This is a genomic window from Paenibacillus sp. FSL R7-0128 (assembly GCF_038002245.1).
Classification (GTDB): domain Bacteria; phylum Bacillota; class Bacilli; order Paenibacillales; family Paenibacillaceae; genus Paenibacillus_AQ; species Paenibacillus_AQ silagei.
The window spans coordinates 2,495,138-2,518,214 of the sequence record NZ_JBBOCD010000001.1 but is presented as its reverse complement, the minus strand read 5'-3'; the positions used below and the strand labels follow the sequence as shown (position 1 = coordinate 2,518,214).

Genomic DNA, 23,077 nt, shown 5'->3' with positions numbered 1-23,077 from the left:
ATTATGCGTAACCCTCTCTATCCCATACCTCTGTCGTGCCTAGCCGTTGCGGGATTAGCGGGACCTCATCGCAGACGGCGGCTGTCCGCTGAGCTGCTTGAAGGCTTTGCTGAAATGAAACTCATCGCTGTATCCGCAGGCGGCAGCAATCTCCTTCAGGGTTAGCCTGGTATACAGCAGCTGCTTCTTCGCATGCTCATAGCGGATTTCACTTAAATACCCTTTGGGACTCTTGTGCAGATATTGCTGAAAAAGACTGCGCACATACGAGGAGGAGATGCCGTAGCGCACCGCCAGCTCATGGATCTGCAAGGGTTCACTGTAGCGCCGCTCAAGCTCCTCCTTCATCCGTAAGAACAGTTCATAGCCTTGCCCCCGGTCAGGATTACCGCCATCCTTAGCCTGAAATATTTCGTACAAAAGCTGATAGATCAGCGCCTGAGTCTTAAGCTGGCTTCCGGGATTACCTGGAACAAAATCACCGGCAATCTGGCGGAACAGCTGACTCAGCTGTCTGCCTGGCTCCCTCCCCGGCTTCAGGTGGAACGGCAAAGGCAGTGCATGAAGCGGCTCCACCCTCCCCTGATTGTCCGCCGAAGGCGACAACGTATACAGTGAGAGCAGGATCATGGTGATCCTCAGGGGCTCCCCGCCTCCGCTGCTCATCTCCATGGACAGGCCCGGCCGCAGATAGAACAGCATGTCCGGCGACACCTGGTGCTCCTCTGTGTCTGTCCGGAATACTCCCTCCCCCTCCTGAATCCAGTACAGGCTGTGTACATGTATATTCTGACGGATATCCTTCCAGTGCGGGAAGGTGGTCTTGTCATGAATCCAGTGGATATCCATCACCAGATTCTGTGGAATCTCCTCCATGTATAGCTCCTCCGTTTCTCGGTTTGCCATTTACCAGAGATGGGATCAATCAGGAATGGGATTAACCAGAGATTAATACTGAAGCGTTTTTGACATGCCAATTCTGTTCATTATACCATGCCACTCCCCTGCATTCATTGCTACACTTAGGACATTAACGGCTGGAATGATGAAGGAGAGATACCAGATGACTGAAACCCTGTCCACCCAAGCACAAGCCCTGGATTACATGCCTTGGATTGGCTTGTCCGAGCAAGAACGGCTTCAGCAGGACCGCTACCAGCAGCAGCTTGCTGCGGATTATCCCTGCACCTTCGGAGAAGCCTGCTTCGTCTCGCCGCAAGCCATCGTGCTGCCGGATCAGCTGGCGCTCGGCGACCGGAGCTACATTGCAGGAGGTGCGATTATCCGCAGCACACGGCTGGTCACAGGCAGCGACTGCTCTATGAACAGCTATAGCATATTGTCAGGCGATATTACCATGGGTAATGGCGTGCGGATCGCTTCCCATGCAAGTCTATACGGCTTCAATCACGGCTACGCCGTGACGGATGTTCCGGTCTTCCGCCAGCCTTTGACAGTCAAGGGCATTGTCATAGGAGATGATGTGTGGATCGGGGCTAATGCCGTGATTCTTGACGGGGTGCGGATCGGCTCGCACAGCATTGTTGCGGCGGGGGCGGTAGTAACCCGCGATGTGCCGGCGTACAGCATTGTCGGCGGCAATCCGGCCAAGCTGATCCGCAGCCGGCTGGCCGGGGAGGCAGCTGCAACGGCTGAGCCCACCAAGGACAAGGAGGAATCAGTGATGAAGATGAAGGATGGAATGGGAATTGAGGAGGCTAATTTGGGGGGAGAATCTGGGCAGAGGGAGGAAGGAAGTAAGGGGCTGGGGAAAAACGGTGAGCGGTTGGAGACAGGCGTTGAACTGTTCGGCGAGGGCGTTGAGCCAGCGGGAGATAACGCAGGGCCGGGTGATGGAGTTGCCCCCTCTTTTAGGACACTTTATGGACTGTTGGCAGACTTCAGCAAGCAGGTGCAGGAGCAGCTAACTTCCCTGCTGGAGTTCTACTCCGAAACAATAGAGGGAGAGAAGCAGTTCCGGGACCGGCCGGGAGCGGGGCGGACCGTACGGGCCTACTGCGATGCTGTGGAGATTGCTGCGATGTTCGGCAGTCTGCCGCCAGGCTGGACGAAGGAAGAGCTGATCGCCACATTAGAGCAGTTCCAGAATAACCGGACCGGATTATTGCCCGACCCGTGGTCGCCGCCCGGACCGGAGGATCAGCCGGAGCGGTTAGCTGATCATCTCTCGCGTTATCATCTTCTTGCTGTAGGCTACGCGCTTGAGGTGTTAGGTTCTGCTCTGCCCCATCCCGTTGCTGTTGCCGAGAATATGGATACTGCTACACTGTATCATCAACTTAATAGTCTGCCATGGGCGGACAATGCCTGGGGCGCTGGCGACTGGATCGACTGTTATGCTACCGGCCTCTATCACAACCTGAAGTCCTTCGGCTCCGGCAAGCGCCCGGATGATCTGTTCGGCTGGCTGACGACGCATTGCCGCCGGGACTCCGGGCTGTGGGGTCTGCCTACTGCGAAGGAGGGGTGGCTACAGCCGGTGAACGGCTTTTACCGGCTTACCCGCGCTACCTACGCCCAGTTCGGTCTGCCCCTGCCGTACCCGGAGCGCAGCATTGATACCGTGCTGGCTCACAGCCGGGACCGCCGCTTCTTCCGCCTGGATGCGCTGAATGCCTGCAACGTGCTGGATGTCGTCCACCCGCTCTGGCTCTGCCAGAAGCAGAGTGATTACCGGCAGGCGGAGATCCGCGCGTGGGCGGAGAAGCTGCTCGGAGAGGTGCTGCCATTCTGGGTTCCCGGACGCGGCTTCGCCTTCCAGCTGTCCCGGCAGCAGGAGACCGGCCTGCAAGGCACGGAGATGTGGCTAAGCATTATCTATCTGTTGGCGGACCTGTGCGGGTTAAGCTCAGCCCTGAGCTACTCCCCGAAGGGAGTACACCGCCTGGAGCCTGCCTTCTCGTTATCCGTATAAGCGGGACTGGCGTTCATACGGCTGCCAGAACTTACTTCCATAAGTGGAAACGGCTTTGCCGTCCTTTTAAAAGACGGTACCGTTTCAGTGAGAAGTAGAAGGCCGCGTGCCACCACAATGTATGCTGTTTTTGGCATACATTCGGGCCATATGCAGACTCTACGAATCATTCGAAGAACTCTTATCCATACCTCTACACCTGCCTTATCCTCAGCAGACGGATACTATAATTTCCTATACAAGCGCAAAAACCCCGTCGTCTCCGCTCGTTCTGAGCAGGGATGACGGGGTTTTGTACGCTTTTACCTGCAGCTCCCGGTTATTGCCCGAAGCCGACGCGCGGACGCTCGCGTTCCTTGGTCTGCAGCTCTACCGCCCGGATCGAGGTAATGGGAATGTAGAGGGTCTGATACTCCGTACTGTATTTCACGAACCGATCATCCAGTTCCTCCAGTACGCCTCCCCTAACACTTGTACCATCCAAAAAATGAATATGAACTTCCTGTCCCTTCAGCGCTTCCAGCATGCTCTTCCTCTCCTTCGTCTCACAGATGGGTGATGATGGTGTCAATAATTCCGTATTCCAGTGCCTCCTCAGCCGACATGAAATAATCCCGGTCCATATCCTTCTCCACCTTCTCCGGCGGCTGTCCGGTCCGCTGCGCGGTGATCCCGACAATCTTCTCACGGATCTGGAGAATACGTCTGGCGCTGATGGCAATATCGCTGGCCTGCCCCTGCGCCCCGCCATGCGGCTGATGGATCATAATCTCGCTGTTGGGCAGCGCGGACCGTTTGCCAGTTGCTCCCGCCAGCAGCAGCAGAGAAGCGAACGAAGCAGCAAAACCGGTACAGATCGTGTTGACTTGAGGTTTAATTACCTGCATCGTATCATAAATACCGAAGCCTGCGGTAGTCGAGCCTCCGGGGCTGTTAATGAACATCTGAATATCCTTCTCCGGCTCATCCGCCGCGAGGAACAGCAACTGGGCAATAATGCTATTGGCCAGCCCGTCATCGATTGCCGCACCTACGAATACAATCCGGTCCTTCAGCAGCCGGGAATAGATGTCGTAGGACCGCTCTCCTCTAGCCGTCTGTTCAATCACATAGGGTATTACACTCATTCTGGTGTGCCTCCTCTGATCTGTTTTAGTGTGGATACCCTGTAAACGGTCAGCCTGCCCGAAAAGATACGGAAGACGCAGCGTGTGCGGAAATAGCGGGAGTGCGTATCTTTTACATTGTGCCGTTCGTTTATATAATAGAAGCAACACAACCCATCGAAGGAGAGGGCCACTATGACGATGCTTGAACATCACCGGACATCCGATAAGATAGCTATGGATACAAGACATCTGCAGGAGCTGGGAACAACACTCCAGCGGTACTGCCTGTCGCTCACCCGCTCCCGCTTCGACGCCGACGATCTGGCGCAGGAGACTTGGGTCAAAGCGCTGGGCTACCGCAAATTCACCATCAGCCCCAATCCCGAAGCCCTGCTGCTGCGGATTGCCAAGAATACCTGGATTGACGCCTCCCGCCGCCAGGGGTCGCTCATCCGTGCCATGGAAAGGTCTGGAGTGTCATCCGATCCAGCTTCTGCGGCGTCAGCCCTAGAGGAGCTGACCGAGACGGAGCTGACCTTTCAGGCGCTGCTCGCCCATCTCTCGCCGCCGCAGCGGACCGCCTGGGTCCTCCGCGATGTGCTGGGGTATTCAGCCTCCGAGTCCGCCGGACTCTTGGCAACCACGGAAGGCGCGGTAAAAGCGGCGCTGCACCGTGCACGCCAGGCCTTGAGCAAGGTCCGGGAGGAGCTGCTCCAGCATGAAGGACCCGCGCTTCCGCAGGATGCCGATTACCGGGGTTATCTGCGGGCTCTGGCTGGGGCTTATGAGCAAGGGCGGATTCCAGTATTGCTGGAGCTACTCCGCCAGGAGAACGCCGGGGAGGTGACCGCTGCTGTAAGCACGTTTACGGTTCAGTCCGTGGATTCCATGTATACAGACAACGCGAGATACGCCTATACCTATGGAGCGCCTGCATACGGTGAGCTTCGGATGGCTGCATAATACGGCTGAATGGAGCAGTAGCTCTGACTATAACTTAGGAGAGGTGATCCCATGAAGAAGGTGCTTGTGCTTGGAGGGACGAGATTTTTCGGCAAAAGGCTGGTGGAGCTGCTGCTCCAGGACCAGGACAGCGAGGTCAACATTCTGACCCGGGGCCTAACAGAGGATTCCTTCGGTGAGCATGTCACCCGGCTGGCCGCGGACCGGACGGATGAAGCGGCGCTTGAGCAGGCTGTCGGGGACACTGTATGGGATATCGTCTACGATAACATTTGCTACACGCCGGATGAGGCGGCGGCAGCTGTGCGGATCTGGGCGGGGCGAGCCAAGCGGTATATCCTGACTTCCAGCTTATCCGTGTACGATCCGCAGCCGGAGGCGCTGGCTGAAACGGACTTCGATCCTTGGCATTATCCGCTGAAGTCTGGCGGGAAGACGGATATCAGTTACCAGGAAGGCAAAAGACAAGCCGAAGCCGTTCTGCTCCAGACAGCCGATTTCCCGGTGGCTGCGGTACGTTTTCCGATTGTGCTGGGCACGGATGATTATACGCGCCGGTTGCATTTTCACATCGAGCATGTTCTTGCGGGAAGGCCGGTTGGCATCCCTAATCCGCAGGCGGAGATCTCGTTCATCCGTTCGGATGAAGCGGCTGACTTCCTGCATTGGCTGGGCCGGGAAGGCTCAGCCGTCACGGGACCGGTGAACGCCTGCTCAGACGGTACCCTCACCATTGGCGGCGTTATCTCCATCATCGAGCAGATTACCGTAAGGAAAGCTATCGTCCAGAGTGAGGCGGCGGAGACGGATCAATCGCCTTTTGGCATCGGTGCATCCTGGTTCATGGATACGGCAAAAGCCCGCAGCGCGGGCTTCAGCTTCCTGTCCTTATCAGAGTGGTTCCCGGAGCTGGTCTCTTCGCTGACCCATTCACTTCGCCAGGACCAGTAGCTCCTCCTCCAGCTCTTTGGAGATCTCTTTATCAGGTTCGTTAACAAGCGTACTCAGGCCGGGCGCAGGCTTATCTTGCACCGGTATTCCCGCAGGCAGGGGCTGGTGAATTCCGGCTTCTGCCCTTTTTGCTGTCTGTTCCGTCTGCTTCGTATGCATCTCCCGCTGTAGCTTGGGCTGGATTTCCCCGGCTGTCTCCGCTTCCTGCTGCTCTTCCGATTCCTGCACCATCCCGCGAACCTTTGGAGCTGCATGTGTTGAACTTGCATCTGAACTTGCATTTGAATTTGAATCTGAATCGGAATCTGGGTCTGCCTCTAGCTCAGACGCTGCTCCCAGCTCGAATCCGGCCTCAGCAGCCTCCGATATTTTGAACACATTGATCTCCCGGAACAGCCGCTGCGAGATTTCATTAATCTCCCCGGCCTGCTTGGCGATGTCCCCGATGGCCTGATCCTGCTGGGTGCTGGAGGCGTTCACCTCCTGAACTCCGGCCGCCGTCTGCTCAGCTACAGCCGCAACAGAATGTACAGATTCGGCAAGCCGCGAATTGAGGGTACGCGTCTGTTCCACCTTGTGGTGAATTTGCCCGATCTGTATGCTGATGCCTGTAATCGATTCGTCGATAGCGGCGAAGGAAGCCAGGGTCTGTTCCACCTGATGGTCCTGCTGCTCCAGACGGTCCCGGGTCTCCATCATATGTCCCTGGAAATCCGCCATACCGGCCCCAAGCTCCTGAATAATCCTGCTGATAAGTACCGAGGAGTCATTCGTCTGTACGGACAACTGCCGCACTTCATCGGCAATCACGGCGAAGCCTTTGCCTGCTGCCCCCGCCCTGGCAGCTTCAATCGCTGCGTTCAGTGAGAGAATATTCGTCTGCTTCGAGATTTCGGTAATCGAATGGGTAATACGCGAGATATCCTTGGACTGGCTCACCAGCTTGTCCAGCGCACCATAGACCTTGCTGATGGACACCCGGGAATCCTGGGAGCTCTGACGCAGCGCCGTAACGGTCTCCGAGCCCTGCTGCCTGTTCTGGTTAGCGGCTTCACTCGTAGTCAGCATGACATCCGTATAATCGGCAATCTCCTGAACCCCGCAGGCCAGCTCCTCCAGCAGCTGTGAGCTCTGCTCCGACTGGACAGCCTGCTGGTCTGCTCCAAGCGAAATCTCCTGGATGGTTCTGACAATATTCTGGTTCGTATGCGCTGTAACGGCCGAAGACCCCTGAAAAGATTGCGCGTAATCGGCAAGCGAGCCTGCCGCTGACAAGGTCTGCCGCAGCATCCCCTGTACCCTGCTGACCATATGGTCGAAATGATGGCTCAGTTGTCCCAGCTCATCATTGTACGGGGAGTTAATCTGCTGCCGCAAATCGCCCTCCGCGATCTGTCTGAGCGCCGCCTGCAGCTTGCGCACCGGTGACAGGAACGAGCGGATCAGCAGCCAGGCGAGCACCAGCATGAACAGGGACACTGCGATCGCAGCGTACGTCACGATGGATACCGTATCATCCAGCAGGGCGAAGGAGACCCCCTGGGCCTGATCAGCATTGGCAGCAGCAGCGGTGTACAGCTCACCGTTAGTCTTCAGCATGTCCTGATTCAGCGCAAGCGCCTTCGTATGTATACCATCGATTTTCTCCAAAACACTTAGCGGGTCAAGGGTCTCGTCCGACATTGTGGTTACCAGTTCCTTCGTCAGAGCGCTGTATTCTGCGGCCTGGGCAGACAGCAGCTTATAGCTCGCAGAAGCAGGCGTACCCAGCTCAAAATTTACCTTGGCCAGCTCCGTGGATAGCTGCTGCTGCTTCTCCTTCAAAGGCTCTGCCTGCTCCAGGTCACTGGATTCCGCCAAGGAAGTCTCCGCACGGTTCAGCTCCTGCAGCTGCTGGGTGATGGTTGAAACGGTAATTCTATTCTCCATCTCGCTCTTCTGCCGTTCCATAGATCGCTCGACCTGCTTGATTTTATGTCCCTGGTACACAGCCACGCCCAGAAAAATAAGTGTAATCGCCGAGAAACTCAAGATCAGCTTCCATTTCATCGAAAAGTGCAGCCGCTTCCCCTTCAAAAGTATCATCCCTTCATATCAAGCCTGATTATGCAATAGGTATATTATGCTAATAACCTCATTGTAAAAGCCGGATATTAATTACTCTCTCAAGTTGTGTATGCGCAGCGTAAAGAATGTGTTGCGAAAATGTTAACAAAGCGGCAAAATTTAAGGAATTAGGAGGATGTTGCACTAATTGCAACTTTGCTTTATGGATACTGGTGTAGGGGCAGGAATGTTGTATAAAATGCAGGAATTCTCGCCGCCTAGCCACTTAGAGTAGAGGGAATGCTGTCATTAGTGCAACAATTCCGGATTAGGGGCATTTTCTTGAAGGAGAAGTTGCATAATCTGCAGGATTTCGATCGGGCAGAGGGCAGACAGAGAGACGGAAGCAGAAGACAGAAGGGAATGAACCCTATCTATGAGTAGCGAAAATAGACTTGAAGCTGCAACGAGAGAAGATTTGAGAAAGTGGCTGATTGCAAATAGCACCACAGAGGGCTCTTGCTGGGTAGAGGTCAGTCTGAAGCCGCTCCCGGGGACAATACTGTATCTGGACGCCGTGGAGGAAGCGCTGTGCTTCGGCTGGATTGACGGGGTGAAGAAGGCGGCGGCTGACTCGAAGCTGGTACAGAGATTATCCCCGCGCAGCAAGCGCAGTTCATGGACCGAGCTGAATAAGGAGCGCGTCCGAAGGCTGGAGAAGCTGGGGCTGATGCGCGACGAGGGACGGCGATGCCTGCCGGATATGGATGTCGGAGCTTTTCGAATCGATCCCTTGATTGAACAGAGATTGAAGGAGGACGAGCAGGTGTATCGCCATTTCCTGGCCTTTCCGGCGCTGTATCAGCGGGTGCGGATCGACACCATTCAGAGCTATATCCGCCAGCCGGAGCTGTTCCAACGTAGATTGGACAAATTCATAGAGAACACCAGAGTTAACAAAATGTACGGCCAGTGGCATGACAACGGGCGTCTGCTTGATTATTAGTTCTGCTGTACTCCTATAGCGTTCTGGAGGGATTCCGCAAACGGTACGGGTAGATGTAGATGTGCGACTTGGCGGAAAACCGAATACAACGTGCTGCGCAAAGGTAATCAGGGCGGATGTATGTTGAAAACCGAATACATTTACTATTAATGTTACTGGCGTGGAGCAGACGCTGGCGCAACAGCCATCCCCTTGCTCAGCCCATGCCACCCCCGCCCTCTGCAATCGTTCAACTTGAGCGATTCACTTCCAAATCATAACAGGCCCCCGTAACCGGGGGCCTGTGCTCACCTTACCGCCGCTCACTCCCGGCGGTACACCCAGCCGCCGGCCTGGCACAGCGCCGTCAGTGCAAGCCCGCCGCCACCCGGCCCGGTACGGCGGATCAACGCCAGATCCGCCGGCGCTCCGGCCGCCAGGCCCGCGGCCGCAGGCAGGGCCATGAAGCCTGCCGGATGCACGGACGCCATGTCCCAGGCGTCCGGCAGGCTGGCCAGGCCCGCGGCGCTAAGGCGCGCGATGTGGCGCAGCAGCATCTGCGCCGAACCCGCCAGCAGCCCGGGCTCGTCGGCGAGATGCAGCCGGCCCGCCGGGGTCAGCACGACACGGCCGCCGACCGGCGTGTCATAGCTGCCGGGCGCAAGCCCGGCGAGGGCAACGGCATCGCTGACCAGCAGCGCCCGCCGGCCCTTGACCTTCATCGCCACCTTCAGCACCTCATCAGGGAGGTGGAAGCCGTCGGCGATCAATGTGCACCACAGCTCATCTGCGGCGAGCTGGGTCCACAGGTAGTTCGGATGGCGCGGCAGCACGGCATGCGCGCCATTGCCCAGATGCGTGGACAGCCGTGCTCCGGCGGCAACCGCCCCGGCAATCTGCGCAACATCCGCTGACGTATGCCCGATGGAGACCGTCACTCCCCGCCGTACGCAGTGGCGGATGAATTCCGCGCTCCCCTCCCATTCGGGGGACAGCGTCACAATGGAGATTCGCCCGCCCGAAGCCTCCTGCCACTGGTCGAACAAGGCCGTATCCGGCGGACGGATATGCTCCAGCGCATGTGCCCCGCGCGGACCGTCCTCCGGCGAGAGAAACGGGCCTTCCAGATGGATGCCCTTGATCGTCGCAGCGCTGGCCTCATCCTCCTCACAGGCCCGGGCAATCGCCCGCATCGCTCCGAGAATCGTATACGGAGCGCCGGTAATTACAGTCGGGTAGAAGCCGGTCACCCCTTCCCGCCACACCGCGCGGACCGCCTTCTTGACATCCTCTGCCCCCAGTGCCGGATGATTGAAATCATATCCGCCATAGCCATTAATCTGCAGATCCACCAGGCCAGGCGCAACAATTGGAAGCCCCTCTCGTTCCTCCAGCGGCAGCTCCCGTATGCCCAAGGCTTCAATGGCAGCAATCGCCCCATCCTCCACGTGAACCCGAACGGGTTCGCCTGTCCGGTAATACAGTGCGTCAATGTTCATGAAAAGACCGCCCCGAAGGAGTCGGTGTCCACGAACATCCGGCAATCCCCGTGCTCCCGCAAGATGGTGGACGGACATGCCGTGGAGATGGATTCATGCAGTGTGCGGGTAACCGCACCGCGCTTGGAAGCGCCCGGCACCATGCAGAACAGCCATTGCGCAGACAGCAGGACCGGAATCGTCAACGTTAAGGCCTGCTGCGGCACTTCCGCCAGGCTGGGGAAGCACCCGTCATTCACCTGCTGGTTCCGGCAGACCTCATCCAGTACCACCAGCTTCACAGGAAGCGGGTCATTGAAATCTGCCACGGGCGGATCATTGAAGGCCAGGTGACCATTCTCCCCGATGCCAAGGCAGACGATATCGATCGGCGCTTCCGCCAGCAGCCGTCCGTAACGCTTGCATTCGGCTTCCGGGCTGGCGGCAGGGTTCAGATAATGGACCGTTCCCGGCCGTACCTTGCCGAACAGCGCCTCCCGGAGGAAGCTGCCGAAGCTCTGCGGAGAGCCTGCCGGCAGGCCGATATATTCATCCATATGGAACGCGGTAATCCGGCTCCAGTCCAGATCCGGCGCAGCGGCAAGCTCTGCAAGAAATTCATTCTGGGAGGGTGCAGCGGCGAACACGATCCGCACCTGTGCCTTGGAGGCCAGCAGCGCCCGGATGGCCGCCGCTGCCTCACGCCCGGCAGCAGCTCCGAGCTGCGAGCGGTTCTTGTATACGCGGACAAGCATGGCGCCCGACAGTTCCGTATGAATCGGTTTGATGCTCAGCATGGGTATTGCCTCCTTGTGCCTAATGTCTGTGCAGACCGGCTGCCTTCCTCCCCCCGGAACTCTCCGGGCGTAGTGCCTGTATGCAGCTTGAAGAGCTTCGTGAAATAGCTTTTATTCTCATATCCAAGCTGCTCCGCTACCTGCTCAACACTTTGCGGAGACTGGTCCAGCCATTCTTTAGCTTGCTCCATTTTGGTGTGGGTGACATAGTGGATGAAGCTCATTCCGGTTTCTTTTTTGAACAGGCGGCTGAAATAGCTCGAATTCAAATGTGTGTATTCCGCCACCTCCTCCAGGGTGATTTTACGGTTCAGATGGCGGTCTACATACTGCTTCACCTTCTTGATCTCATCCCGGCGGGTCTCCTGGTACATCTCCCGGATCACCGGCAGGCGTTCGCTGAAGAACTGCTGAGACCATTCCTCCAGATGATCCATATGATCAATGGCCGTCAGGGTATCATGCAGCAGCTCCAGCGAAAAGGTGGACTGGTATTGCTGGCGGGCCATCAGACGCATCTGGTTATCGTAGAGCAGCTTGAGCATCCACTCCTTCACCTGGCGTGGCGCATACCGTCTGGCACGGATGGTATCCATCCATTTCGACAGCAAGGCCGCAAGCCTGTCGGCAGCTTCCTCCAGGAAGGCCTCACGGATCTCCTGCGCGGCTTCGGCATAATAGAGGAACAGATCCTCCTCCGTGAACGGCGGGAGCGTCTTCAGACCGCTCAGCTCTCCCGGCTTCAGATAGAAGGCATATTCGCGGCCTTGGCTAAGCAGATCAATAATCCCCTCCCGGAAATGCCCGCCGCCCGCCGGTATACATAAATATTGAAAGGAAGCCGTAACCCCCGGCAGCGCTTGAATGGCGGAACGCAGCCTGCCCAGCATGGAGATATGGCCTGAGTCCGCTCCATTGCCCATACCGCCGCTGAAGACCAGCACACAGTCGCGGCCGCTGTAAGGCAGGCACACGGCAGCGGTATCCTCCTGCCGCACGGCTTCGGCGGCGGATTCCACCCATGACATTAGTGAAAGCTCCTCCGGTTCATTCTCCCCGGCGTTGCCGCTGATCCGGCAGAGCACGGCTACATGGGCCGTGAGATCCGGCATAATTCCCAGCTCGGCGGCGTCTGCCCGCCATTCGCTGTCCGGCAGCTCGCGGGCAGCGATGCGCCGCAGCACACTTTGCTTCAGCAGCACCTTCTGATGCTCGGCCATGCTTTTCCACTTCAGCGTCTGGGCTTTGTCCGCATCCCTGCGGCGCAGATCCTCGCCCAGCTCCCGCAGCAGCCCGGTAATCAGCTCGCGGCTGATCATCTCCTTCAGAATATAGTCGCTCACCATCAGCTTCACCGCCTGCTGGGCGTACGTGAAGTCATCCATGCAGGACAGCACCACCACACGCAGCTCTTCGCTGCGTAGCTTCAGCTCGCGGATCAGCTCCAGACCATCCATATAGGGCATGCCAATATCCGTAATGACAATATCGGGCATATCGGCCTGCGCTTTCTCCAGGGCAACCAGACCATTCTTGCAGGCCGAATGCAGCGTTAATCCAAGCTCGTCCCAAGGAATCATTGCCGAGAGAAAGTCCAGTACCGGCTGATCATCATCCACCAGCATTACGCTATACATCGCTTCCACGCTCCCTTTCATAGCCTTGATCCGGAATCTCTTCAGGCAGCACGAACCGAAAGGTCGTCCCTTGTCCGGGCAGGCTGTCAATCGTGATCTGGAAGGCTGCACCGTAAGTCAGATACAGCCGCTCATAGACATTGGACATGCCGATATGGGCCAATCTGCTGGACGGCATCGCTTCCTTCTCTTGCCATTCAGAGCTTAACTCGGCGCGCAGGCGGTCCAGGGTCACCTCATCCATCCCCTGCCCGTTGTCTTCGATCTCGATGAGCAGCCGGTGATCCTGCGTCCGGGTCCGGATCAGAATACGTCCGCTCTCCTGATGCAGACCATGAATGTAGGCATTCTCGATGACCGGCTGCAGCAGGAATCGGGGGATCTTCACGCCAAGGCTCTCCGAAGTACAGTCTGTATCCAGCGACACCTCCTCGGACTGGCGGAAATTCAGCAGCTCCACGTAACTCCTGACAATATGCAGCTCATCATGCAGGGTGGTGTACTCGTCCCGCTGCTGAATGGTCATCCGCAGCAGCCGGGAGAGCGAGAACAGCAGCTCCGCATTCTCCTCATCGCCCCGCATCATGATGCGCAGGCGGATCGAATTCAGAATATTGAACAGGAAATGGGGATTGATCTGCGATTGCAGCATGGCCAGCTCGGCCTTGCGCTTCTGCGCCTGCTCCACCTTGATCTGGATAATCATCCGCTCCACCCGGTCCAGCATATGGTCGAAGGACTTGCCCAGCCGTCCGATCTCGTCATAGCCGCGGACGCCTGAACGGATGCCCAGCTCTCCTCTGTCCACCCGTGCTGCCACCTGATCCAGCCGGATCACCGGCTTCGTGAACTGCCGGACCAGCAGAACCAGAATCAGCAGGAAAAAAGCGCCTGATACGATCTGCACGGCACTGCTCCAGCGGTGGGTGGCACTGATCTGGCTCACGGCCTCACGGTATGGCGACAGGCTGACAATCCGGTAATTCCCGTAAGGAATCTCCAGGCTGCTCAGCAGATATTGCTCGCCCCGGTAATCCATAAACCCGGAACCTTCTGAATGCTTCACAGCATCCATAAGCGCGAACGGCCGGCCCAGCCGGGTCTTGTCCCTGGCGGCAAGAACGGTTCCGTCAGGCGCAATCAGCAGCGTCTCCTGGCCCTGCCGGTTGTCATTAAAAATCTGGCTGATCCGGCTCTCGGCGATGCTGATGATCAAGGTAGCATAGGTTGAATTGGAGGACAGCTTGAGATTCCTGGCAATGGTCAGCACCTGCGGGCTGCTTGGGGCAGCGGTCGGATTATAGTTGGCAAGCACACCCGCCCAATACAGCTCGAAGGCAGGCTGCCGGCGGGCTTGTTCCATCCAGGGCTGCTTCAGCAGTGCGCCGATATCCAGCTTGGCGTAAGCATAGTTTGAATAATATTGTCCATCTGAGGTGAGGACGGTGACGAACGTTTTTTCCATCATGGAAGTGACGCTGTTCAGCTTGTCCGTAACCTCTTTGAAATCGAGAATGTGCTTGGCAGTATCAGGCTCGTGCAGCTTATTGCGCTGCCAGTTTTCTTTGAGAATAAGAGTGATGCCGGGGTCGAACTGGATATAATTCGCCACCAGCACCATATTGCTGAGAAGGTTAGAGATATATAGGCTCTCCTGCTCCAGCGAACGGCGTTCATTCTGAATCACCTGGGAGCGGAGGATATGCTCGGTGTAGGAATTGGAGATATACAAGGTAATAGAGGCGGGAAGCAGCAGACAGAGCAGAGAAGCGACGAGCAGCTTATTGCGAAAACCGAGTCTCCATCCTCTAGGCAGCAATGGCAATCCTCCTTCACAATCAGACTATCGTTTTCTATGCCTCTATCATATCAGCTTTCCGCCTCCAGCAGCTCATTTCAATCTATTATTCCGGGTAAAAAAGGGCTATTCAGCGCTTCCAATTTTTTACTTGTTGGCGTCTACAATCTTCTGCAGCTCAGCCTGCGCCTTCTTGATGGTAGTCTCCAGATCCTGCTGTTTCAGGATGTACAGCTCGGTTTCTTTGGTAAAGGCTGTTTCCAGTTCGCCTTGATAGGTCGGCGGCACGCTGAGCGGTGCGGGCTTGGCATTCTTAATTACATAGGCCAGTGAGGCTTCGTCAATCTTGTCGGGGCTCATGGCACCCGATTTGACGCCGGCAATGAACTTGTCCACATCCTGCTTCTTCCACGCGGAATATACATTCTGCATCTGCTCGCCCTCTGTGGAGTACCAGCGGATGAAATCATAGGCTTCCTGCTGATGTCCCGACTTCTCCAGGATGCCTACATAGTTGCCATTGGCAATGCTGACTCCTGCAGGTTGTCCGGCACTATTGGACGGCATCGGAGCGAACGCGGTAGTGAAGGTTGCAGGGAATTCTTCCGACCCGCCTGCTTCGCCGATCATCCAGTTGCCGGTCACGATCATCGCGGCATGTCCGGTGAAGAATTCCGAGCGGTACGCGAGCTTCTGGGAGATGGTGTCGGCATACGGCACCGCTACTCCCGATGCCTCTGCCTTGCTGCGCAGCTCCAGGGACTGGCGGATACCCGCACTATCGATGTTTACGACACCGTTGTTGACCAGATTATTGTCCTTCTCCTGGTTGATGACGGCCAGCTCCCAGTACATAGCCCAGGTATGGAAATACGTACCGAAGGTCTTGGACGGCCCGGTGCCGCTGGTCAGCTTAGCTGCGTAATCAAGGTAATCGTCCCAGCTCCATTCGGTGGGAACGGCTAAGCCCGCCGCATCCAGCTTGTCCTTGTTCAGCAGGACGAAATAATTCTCCAGCGTATCCGGCAGGGCATACACTTTACCGTCAACGGACGGATCAACCGTATACTCATCTGTCAGCGTGATGCCTTCCTTGCTGATCAGGTCATTCAGCGGAGCCAGCAGTCCGAGTCCGGCACGCTGTGAATAATCGGTTGCCCCCGGCATGAATACCACATCCAGGTTCTCGCCGGATGCAACGAGCAGATCCAGCTTCTTCATTCCGGCCACTGAATCACCGTTGTCAGCCAGCTCCACGTATTCCAGTGTAATTCCCGGATGGGAATCCTCGTATGCCTGCAGAATCGGTTCCATATCCGCCGCAGGCGACCAGTTGGCGACTTTGATCGTTACCGGTTCTGCTGAAGGTGCGGCACTCTCCCCCACCTCCGGTGCAGCCGTGCTGCCGGAAGTGGGAGATGCACCATTTGTGTTGTTTGAGTTGCCGCAGCCCGCCAGGGCTACCAGAAGCACGATGATCCATACCAGAGCGAACACATTCTTTTTCATAACTAACACCCCTTCTAATGTGGTCTACAGTTCCATGCAGTTCTCATGCACATCCTGACCGTCCTATCCGCCCGCCTGCCTTCCGGTTATGCAGCTTCCGGGAACTTGCCAGCCCTCACCCCTTCACCCCCCCCAAGGAAATACCTTCGATTACCTGTTTCTGCCCGAGGATGAACACGACCAGCAGCGGGACAATCGCCGAGACCGAAGCCGCCATGATAAGCGAATAGAAGGCGCCGTTGCGGTCAGCGAAGGCATTCATGCCAAGCTGAAGCGTATAGAGTGTCTTGCTGTTCAGGAAGACCAGCGGCGTCTGAAAATCATTCCAGGTCCAGATGAACCGCAGAATGGCATAAGTGGCAATGGCGGGACGGACCAGCGGGAACAGAATCGAGAGGAAGATACGGATATGTCCCGCGCCGTCGATCTGCGCCGATTCGATATACTCATTCGAGAGTGAGGCAAAAAACTGGCGGAGCAGAAAGGTGCCCAGCACGCTGAACCCGCCAAGCAGGATCAGGCCCAGATGCGTATCGTACAGGCCGGTGGAGCGGAAGATAATGAACAGCGGCACCAGCGTGGCTTCCGCAGGAATCATATAAGTGGCCAGCACCAGTACGAACAGTGCATTTCTGCCGGGGAAGCGGATTTTGGTGAAGCCATAGGCCGCCATGCTGGACACCGCTACGGAGAGAAGTGTCGTGAGCGCCGTGACTTTAATCGAGTTCCAGTAATACAGGGTGAAGTTTGCTTTGCCGAACCAGACGGAATGATAGTTGAACGCCGCTCTCCATGTCTGCGGAATCCATTCGATCGGATATTTGAACACATCGGCCTCAGGCTTGAGCGAAGCGGACAGCATCCATATAAAAGGGAGCAGAAACACAATGCCCAGCAGTGCCATGATCAGGGTGATGATGGCTTTTCCCCAGTCCAGATTGCCTATTCTCACAGGTATGTGCCTCCCTTATCTAGTAATTGACCCAATAACGCTGTCCCAGCCACTGCAGGCCGGTAATGGCAAGCACGATGACGAACAGAATCATGACCATGGATGAAGCATAACCGGTCTGAAGATCGACAAATGCGGTCTGGTACATATCGTACACTACGACAGAAGTGGAGTTAGCCGGTCCGCCGTCCGTCAGCACCTTGACCAGGGCGAAGGATTTGAAATTGCCGATAATGCCGGTCACGAGCAGGAAAAAGGTCGTCGGCGTCAGCAGCGGAAAGGTAATGGAGCGGAACTGGGCGAGCTTGGAGGCGCCGTCAATCGTCGCCGCTTCATACAGATCGGCAGGGATATTCTTGATCCCGGCAATGTAGATAATCAGCGAGACCCCAAGGTCAATCCAGATCATAAGCAGCATGACCGATGGAAGCGCATACGTTGGATCGGCCAGCCATTTGGGCGGATTGTCCACCCCGATCGCCGACAGGAAACCATTGACCGGACCGTACGAAGGATGGAAGAGTACCTGCCACACTACCGCCACAGCAACTACACTGGATATCTGGGGCATGAAGTAGATGACCTTGAAGGCACCCGGCGCATATACATGACTCGTGATAATTACCCCGAGGATCAGCGCGATCGCCATCCCGACGGGTACGGCCAGCAGCATAATGAAGTTATTGCCCAGCGACTTCAGGAACACCTCATCCTGGAACAGCTGGCGGAAATTATCGAGGCCGCTCCAGCGGATCTTATCAAACCCGGTAACGAACGACCATTTGGTGAAGCTGAGCATGAAGGAGAATATCATCGGAATAAGCGTAAATACCAGCACCCCCAGCAGCATGGGACCGGTGAAAAAGTAGCCCATCCCCGCTTCTATCCGTTTTCTTTTTCTGCTGCCGGCGGTTGGTGTCTGATGGGACTGCGGTAAGGTAACTGACGTCTTCAAAGGCTCTGTCCCCCCTCTTGCGTGATCTTATCTCTCATTATAGAAAAGCAAAGAATTTTACATAAGTCACGATCCTGACCCGTTCAGAAAAATTTTTACCTGCCGCTGACGGGAGTTGTCCATTAGAGCGTCTGGCCCGGCATAACGGACTGAGGCGCGCTTATTCCGGATGAAAGTCTCCACTTTGGCCAAGGAACGGACCCTATGGTCCTTATTCTTGGAATTTCTACTTGAAAACATCTTATAGAGAGACGATAAGGGCTACTCTGGGATTAGAATTGAAAGTAGACGACAGTTAACGGACGGAGGGATAATAAGGGCAACGGAGGTGCATCCCTATGGGAGAAAAACGACAACGGTATAACGAAGAATATAAGAAGCAAACGGTAAAGTTCATTCAAGAGCAGACGAAGAGCATAGGGGACATCGCGCAAGAGCTGGACATTCCGAAAAGTACGCTGCACCAGTGGATGGGGCAATACCGGGAGCTAAAGAATGAACCGGTAGCCAGTATGGATCGGGTACGGGAACTCGAAGCCGAGCTCCAAGAGATGCGCCGTCAGCTCCAAGAGAAAGACAGTCGACTTGCCGATACAGAGGAAGAATTAGCAATCGTAAAAAAAGCAGTGCACATCTTCAGCAAACCAAGGAACTAAGATTCCAGTTCATGAAGGACCATCGCTCCGCGTTTCGCTTGGAGAAGATGTGCAGTACCCTACAGGTATCCAGGAGCGGATATTACAAGTGGCTGAACGCCAAAGTCAGTGTGCAAGCCCTCCGCAAGGCTGCCGTTATGGAGCGAATCCGGTACCATTTTGACGACCATCAAAAACGGTATGGAAGTCCGAAGATCACCCGCCTGCTGCATCAGGAAGGCTATACGGTCACGGAACGCACAGTGAGTGTGTACATGCGAGAAATGAAGCTCCGCTCTATTGTATCTAAGCCATACCGTGTGCAGACGACCGATTCCAAGCATAATAATCCCATTGCACCAAACACACTGAACCAAGAGTTTAAGGTGCTTAAGCCCAACACCGTATGGGTCACCGACATCACGTATATCCCTTGTCGTGGAGGTCGCTTATACCTAGCTAGCGTCATGGATCTATGCACGCGAGAAATTGTAGGGTGGCGGCTGTATAACCATATGGAGACGAGCCTGGTCTTAGACGCGCTGCAGGCGGCGTACACGGCGAAGCGACCCGGCGAGGGCCTACTGCACCACTCTGACCGAGGGTCTCAATATACCTCAAAAGAATATGTCGACCAACTAAAGACATACCACATGAAATCCAGCATGAGCCGTAAAGGAAACTGTTACGATAACGCCTGCATTGAGTCTTGGCACAGTATTTTAAAGAAAGAGCTCATCTACTGTAATCCGCGCTTCAAAAACCCGGAACAGGCATATGATGCTATTTTCCAATACATTGAGTTCTATTACAATCGCAAGCGAATGCACAGCTCACTGGGGTATCTTTCCCCCGCCCGCTTTGCTAAGCAATTCACTAAAAAATCCGTTGCGTAACAGTCTACTTTCTTGACAGAAGTCCACTCCGTCCGTTAAACCGCAAAAAGTGGCGTTTTCCAGGGAGTAGGGGCTCTCAGGTCCGTTAGAAGCAAACTCATCGGCCGGTGCAGTTTCATTTTACGGAACCTCAGGGATCTGATCCTATTCACAGATTACATCTGATGCTGCTCTATGACATCCGGTTGGCCAAATCGGTCAAAAACGGTGCAGATTTGCGCAAAATAGTTGATTTACTTGGTTTGCCCGCTTTGTTATCTTCTAGGCAAGCACACACGGGCTTGTACTTATAAACTTTTAGGAGGAATCCAGATGAACGCCAAGCCAGATATTATGTCCGCTTATATGGATACTATTGTTGAGCTGCTGAATGAGATCCGGAACGAACCGCAGGACAAGCTGCAGCAGGTGGCAGAGCTGCTTGCGGATCATATCGCACAGGACAAGCTGGTCTACCTCTACGGCCCGGGCGGCCATTCCAATATGAATGCGACTGAGGTCTTCTTCCGCGCCGGCGGCCTGATGCATATTAGCGCCATATTAGATGAAGGCACAATGATCTCAAACGGCGCCCTGCGCTCGATGGCCGTTGAACGCACTCCCGGCTACGGAACGCTTGTTATTGAAGACAACCGGCTAGGCGAGGGCGATATTCTGATTCTTGCCAATGCTTACGGCATTAACACCGCCTGTGTCGATGCGGCTGTAGAAGCCCGGCGCCGGGGAGTCACAACGATTGCCGTTACTTCGGTCGGTCATGCTGAAGCTACGCCTAAGGATCATATTGCCCGCCACCCTTCAGGGCAGAATCTGTATGAGCTGTGCGACTATGTCCTGGACAGCAAGGTGAAGCCCGGTGACGCTGCGCTGCATATTGACGGGATTGAACCGAAGATGGGTTCGACCTCCACCTTCGCCAACGCTTTTCTGCTCAATTCCCTGATGATGACTACAGCGGCCTATCTCGGAGCGAAAGGGATCGAGGTGCCGGTCTGGCGCAGCGGTAACGCTCCCGGCGGGGATGAGTGGAATAACCGCTTCATTGAACGCTTCAAAGGCCGGGTCCGCTGGCTATGAACCTTCAGCTGATTCCTGAGCCTCAGGTGGTGCAGAGCCGGGGACCGGAGCCGGTCAGCGGTATTCGCGGCTGGACGGTGCAGCTTCAGCTCCCCGTGAAGGATGTCCGGCTGCTCACGGCAGCGCAAAGGATATTCACAGAGGTGACGGTGCGTACTACGCATGACGGCAGCGGTGTATTCTCCCTGGTCACGGGCGGTACCCCGCTCAACCCGCTGATGGCCCGGCGGGTTGAGGGCAAGCATGACGGCTACGTGCTGATTACAGACACGGACCGGATTGAGCTGTATGCGCTTAGTGCGTCCGGCCTGTTCTACGGCATTAAGACGCTGGAGCAGCTGATAACCTCCGGCAAAGGCACTGTGCCTGCACTTACGGTTGCCGACTGGGCGGAGCTGAAGCTGCGCAGCGATTATCTCGATCTGCGCACGGTCTATCCGACCTATGAGCATATCCTGGAGTATATCGCGGAGCTGGCCGATTATAAGATCAATACGCTGGTCATTGAATATGAAGACAAGCTGCCCTTCCGTAAGCTGGGCTTCCTGCGCCATCCTGAGCTTGCCTTCAGCGAAGAAGAACACCAGCGGCTGCTGAAGGCCGCACATGACCACTTCGTCACCGTGATTCCGAAGCAGCAGTCCTTCGGCCATCTGGAATATATCCTGAAGCATCCGGCTTATATCGGTCTGCGCGAGGTTCCGGAGACAGTCTCGGAGCTGTGCCCGCACCGCCCAGGCTCCTTCGAGATGATGGCCGGCATTCTGGAGGAAGTGGCTGCCCTGCATCCCCACAGCGACTATCTTCACCTGGGCTGCGATGAGGTCTGGACCCTCGGCACCTGTGAAGACTGCAAGCGGTCCGGGCTTACCCCGGAGGCTTCGTTCATCCGCTTCGTCAATCAACTGGCGGAGAAGACGGTCAGCCTTGGCAAGCAGCCGATGATCTGGCATGATATGATTATGCACGCTACTGCGGAAGAGATTGCGGCGCTGGACAAACGGATTGTAGTCGTCGTCTGGATCTATGGCGGACACCGGATGAAGGCCGATGCCCGGCTGATTCTCCATAAGCTGCGGGATGCGGGCATCGAGACTCTCGGCGCTTCCTCTGTCCGCTGCTGGGATGATAACGGGGACCAGAATTATCCGGTCATCCATAACCGGGTCAAGAATGTGCTGGACTGGATTGAGCTCGCCCGCTCCGAGCAGCTGGGCGGCATTATTCATACGAATTGGGGTTGCCCGTTCTCGCTGGGCAGTCCTTACGGGCTGTTCGAGACCTCACGTTATCCGGCCTTCCTGGCCGCAGAGCAGAGCTGGAATTCCGGGGCAGATCTCTCTACCTACCTGGTCCGGTTTCTGCACCGCTTCCACGGACTGCCCGCCGCTCTCCTTAGCGGGGAAGAATGGGCAGATTATGCGGTAACCGACTATTATGCCCTGATCCCGCAACTGCTGCCTGAGGTGAGGAAGAACCGCTTGACCGCCGAGCTGATCGACGCCATGATCCAGTATGAGATTCCGGCGCAGCGCCGTTCCCCGTTGCATACCTTCCTCTTCCGGGGCGCGATGTCGCCGGACAGTGAGGAAGTGCTGACCTTCCTCCGGGACAAATACAGGAGCGGATACGGAGATCTGCGGAGAGCCAAGCTAAGAATGCAGACCGTGCTTGCCGAGCTGCTTCCGCCACAGATGGCGGAGCTGTTCATCCGCTCCCGCTTCTACCGGCCGGAACTGTTTGAAGCAGACCTGCATGCCATGATTACCGATCTTGAGATCATAGAACAGAAAGCGGGGGATAGCTGATGCCTGATATGCTTGTGAAGCTGTACGATCTGCCGGACAACGGGGCGCTGCTGGAGCGTCTGCGTGGACAAGGCATTGTTATTAAACGGGCGATGACCGGAGATAAGCAGGCCATTGTGGATTTTGTCGGCCGCCATTTCACGGAGAGCTGGCGGAATGAATGCGAGGTAGCCTTCGCCCACCTGCCCGTCCACTGCTATATCGCAGTGAAGCAAGGCGAGGTGATCGGCTTCGCCTGTCACGAGGTTGTAATGAAGAACTTCTTCGGCCCGACCGGCGTGCTGGACGATTACCGGGGGCTGGGCATCGGGAAGGCCCTGCTGCTGGAATGCCTGTCCGCGATGCACCAGAACGGCTACGGCTACGCCGTCATCGGCTGGGTCGAGGACGCACAGCCGTTCTATGAGAAGACCGTCGGTGCGATAGCGATCCCTGATTCTTTTCCCGGGGTATTCCGTGACATGATCAAACTGGGCTGAAATCGGCCCTGATGCAGCAAAACAGCGGCACTCCGGGGCTTAACCGTCCCGGGTGCCGCTGTTTGCT

The 23,077-nt window shown here is 56.2% G+C and carries 21 protein-coding genes; 10 read left to right on the top strand and 11 right to left on the bottom strand.

The window, feature by feature from the left end; translation table 11 throughout:
• Positions 1-54: 54 nt before the first annotated feature.
• Positions 55-876: an AraC family transcriptional regulator gene (locus NST26_RS10295; protein WP_340954345.1), complete on the bottom strand. Its 822-nt coding sequence runs from the start codon at positions 874-876 to the stop codon at positions 55-57.
• Positions 877-1,063: 187 nt separating this feature from the next.
• On the opposite strand from NST26_RS10295, the gene NST26_RS10290 reads away from it, so the two are divergent.
• On the top strand, positions 1,064-2,935 hold the full coding sequence (locus NST26_RS10290) for an acyltransferase (protein ID WP_340954349.1): 1,872 nt from the start codon (positions 1,064-1,066) through the stop codon (positions 2,933-2,935).
• Between the two features lie 319 nt (positions 2,936-3,254).
• On the opposite strand, the gene NST26_RS10285 is transcribed toward NST26_RS10290, so the two are convergent.
• Both NST26_RS10285 and NST26_RS10280 read right to left on the bottom strand, forming a co-directional pair.
• Entirely contained in the window at positions 3,255-3,461 is a 207-nt protein-coding gene (locus tag NST26_RS10285) for a hypothetical protein (protein WP_209874521.1), read from the bottom strand.
• Between the two features lie 19 nt (positions 3,462-3,480).
• Positions 3,481-4,098: an ATP-dependent Clp protease proteolytic subunit gene (locus NST26_RS10280; protein WP_379312588.1), complete on the bottom strand. Its 618-nt coding sequence runs from the start codon at positions 4,096-4,098 to the stop codon at positions 3,481-3,483.
• On the opposite strand from NST26_RS10280, the gene NST26_RS34020 reads away from it, so the two are divergent.
• The 3 genes from NST26_RS34020 to NST26_RS10270 are packed head-to-tail and all read left to right on the top strand — an operon-like array spanning position 4,091 to position 5,958.
• On the top strand, positions 4,091-4,240 hold the full coding sequence (locus NST26_RS34020) for a Kazal-type serine protease inhibitor domain-containing protein (protein WP_379258863.1): 150 nt from the start codon (positions 4,091-4,093) through the stop codon (positions 4,238-4,240). The two genes, NST26_RS10280 and NST26_RS34020, sit on opposite strands and share 8 nt — an antisense overlap.
• A complete protein-coding gene (locus NST26_RS10275) occupies positions 4,237-5,007 on the top strand; it encodes an RNA polymerase sigma factor (RefSeq protein ID WP_340954356.1) in 771 nt (256 codons plus the stop codon). Before NST26_RS34020 ends, NST26_RS10275 begins: the two co-directional genes overlap by 4 nt.
• A 51-nt stretch (positions 5,008-5,058) precedes the next feature.
• A complete protein-coding gene (locus tag NST26_RS10270; RefSeq protein ID WP_340954358.1) occupies positions 5,059-5,958 on the top strand; it encodes an NAD-dependent epimerase/dehydratase family protein in 900 nt (299 codons plus the stop codon).
• Here the strand turns inward: NST26_RS10270 and NST26_RS10265 are convergent.
• Positions 5,938-8,034: a methyl-accepting chemotaxis protein gene (locus NST26_RS10265; protein ID WP_340954361.1), complete on the bottom strand. Its 2,097-nt coding sequence runs from the start codon at positions 8,032-8,034 to the stop codon at positions 5,938-5,940. The two genes, NST26_RS10270 and NST26_RS10265, sit on opposite strands and share 21 nt — an antisense overlap.
• Before the next feature lie 406 nt (positions 8,035-8,440).
• Here NST26_RS10265 and NST26_RS10260 point away from each other — a divergent pair, with 406 nt between their 5' ends.
• A complete protein-coding gene (locus NST26_RS10260; protein WP_340979095.1) occupies positions 8,441-9,010 on the top strand; it encodes a YdeI/OmpD-associated family protein in 570 nt (189 codons plus the stop codon).
• Positions 9,011-9,312: 302 nt separating this feature from the next.
• Here NST26_RS10260 and NST26_RS10255 read toward each other — a convergent pair whose 3' ends face one another.
• The 7 genes from NST26_RS10255 to NST26_RS10225 all read right to left on the bottom strand — a co-directional run bounded on the left by NST26_RS10255 (position 9,313) and on the right by NST26_RS10225 (position 18,034).
• Complete coding sequence (locus NST26_RS10255) at positions 9,313-10,488, bottom strand: N-acetylglucosamine-6-phosphate deacetylase (protein WP_340979094.1); 1,176 nt, start codon at positions 10,486-10,488, stop codon at positions 9,313-9,315.
• Positions 10,485-11,264 carry a glucosamine-6-phosphate deaminase gene (locus tag NST26_RS10250; protein WP_209874542.1) on the bottom strand — a complete coding sequence of 260 codons (780 nt, stop codon included), beginning with the start codon at positions 11,262-11,264 and terminating at the stop codon, positions 10,485-10,487. The genes NST26_RS10255 and NST26_RS10250 overlap by 4 nt, the downstream gene beginning before the upstream one ends.
• Positions 11,258-12,901, bottom strand: coding sequence for a response regulator transcription factor (locus NST26_RS10245; protein ID WP_340979093.1), 1,644 nt, complete (start codon positions 12,899-12,901; stop codon positions 11,258-11,260). Before NST26_RS10245 ends, NST26_RS10250 begins: the two co-directional genes overlap by 7 nt.
• On the bottom strand, positions 12,894-14,720 hold the full coding sequence (locus tag NST26_RS10240; protein WP_340979092.1) for a sensor histidine kinase: 1,827 nt from the start codon (positions 14,718-14,720) through the stop codon (positions 12,894-12,896). The genes NST26_RS10245 and NST26_RS10240 overlap by 8 nt, the downstream gene beginning before the upstream one ends.
• Positions 14,721-14,846: 126 nt before the next feature.
• Entirely contained in the window at positions 14,847-16,208 is a 1,362-nt protein-coding gene (locus tag NST26_RS10235; protein WP_340979091.1) for an ABC transporter substrate-binding protein, read from the bottom strand.
• Between the two features lie 115 nt (positions 16,209-16,323).
• Entirely contained in the window at positions 16,324-17,112 is a 789-nt protein-coding gene (locus tag NST26_RS10230; protein ID WP_051478036.1) for a carbohydrate ABC transporter permease, read from the bottom strand.
• Positions 17,113-17,179: 67 nt separating this feature from the next.
• Entirely contained in the window at positions 17,180-18,034 is an 855-nt protein-coding gene (locus NST26_RS10225) for a carbohydrate ABC transporter permease (RefSeq protein ID WP_083684876.1), read from the bottom strand.
• Positions 18,035-18,453: 419 nt separating this feature from the next.
• Between NST26_RS10225 and NST26_RS10220 the strand changes: the two genes are divergently transcribed.
• From NST26_RS10220 to NST26_RS10200, 5 genes are all read left to right on the top strand, one after another.
• A complete protein-coding gene (locus tag NST26_RS10220; protein WP_036725045.1) occupies positions 18,454-18,771 on the top strand; it encodes a transposase in 318 nt (105 codons plus the stop codon).
• An 11-nt stretch (positions 18,772-18,782) separates the two neighbouring features.
• A complete protein-coding gene (locus NST26_RS10215; protein WP_340979074.1) occupies positions 18,783-19,646 on the top strand; it encodes an IS3 family transposase in 864 nt (287 codons plus the stop codon).
• A gap of 312 nt (positions 19,647-19,958) precedes the next feature.
• Positions 19,959-20,723, top strand: coding sequence for an SIS domain-containing protein (locus tag NST26_RS10210; RefSeq protein WP_339313497.1), 765 nt, complete (start codon positions 19,959-19,961; stop codon positions 20,721-20,723).
• Entirely contained in the window at positions 20,720-22,531 is a 1,812-nt protein-coding gene (locus NST26_RS10205) for a family 20 glycosylhydrolase (RefSeq protein ID WP_340979090.1), read from the top strand. The genes NST26_RS10210 and NST26_RS10205 overlap by 4 nt, the downstream gene beginning before the upstream one ends.
• A complete protein-coding gene (locus NST26_RS10200) occupies positions 22,531-23,010 on the top strand; it encodes a GNAT family N-acetyltransferase (RefSeq protein WP_076078214.1) in 480 nt (159 codons plus the stop codon). The genes NST26_RS10205 and NST26_RS10200 overlap by 1 nt, the downstream gene beginning before the upstream one ends.
• Positions 23,011-23,077 lie beyond the last annotated feature (67 nt).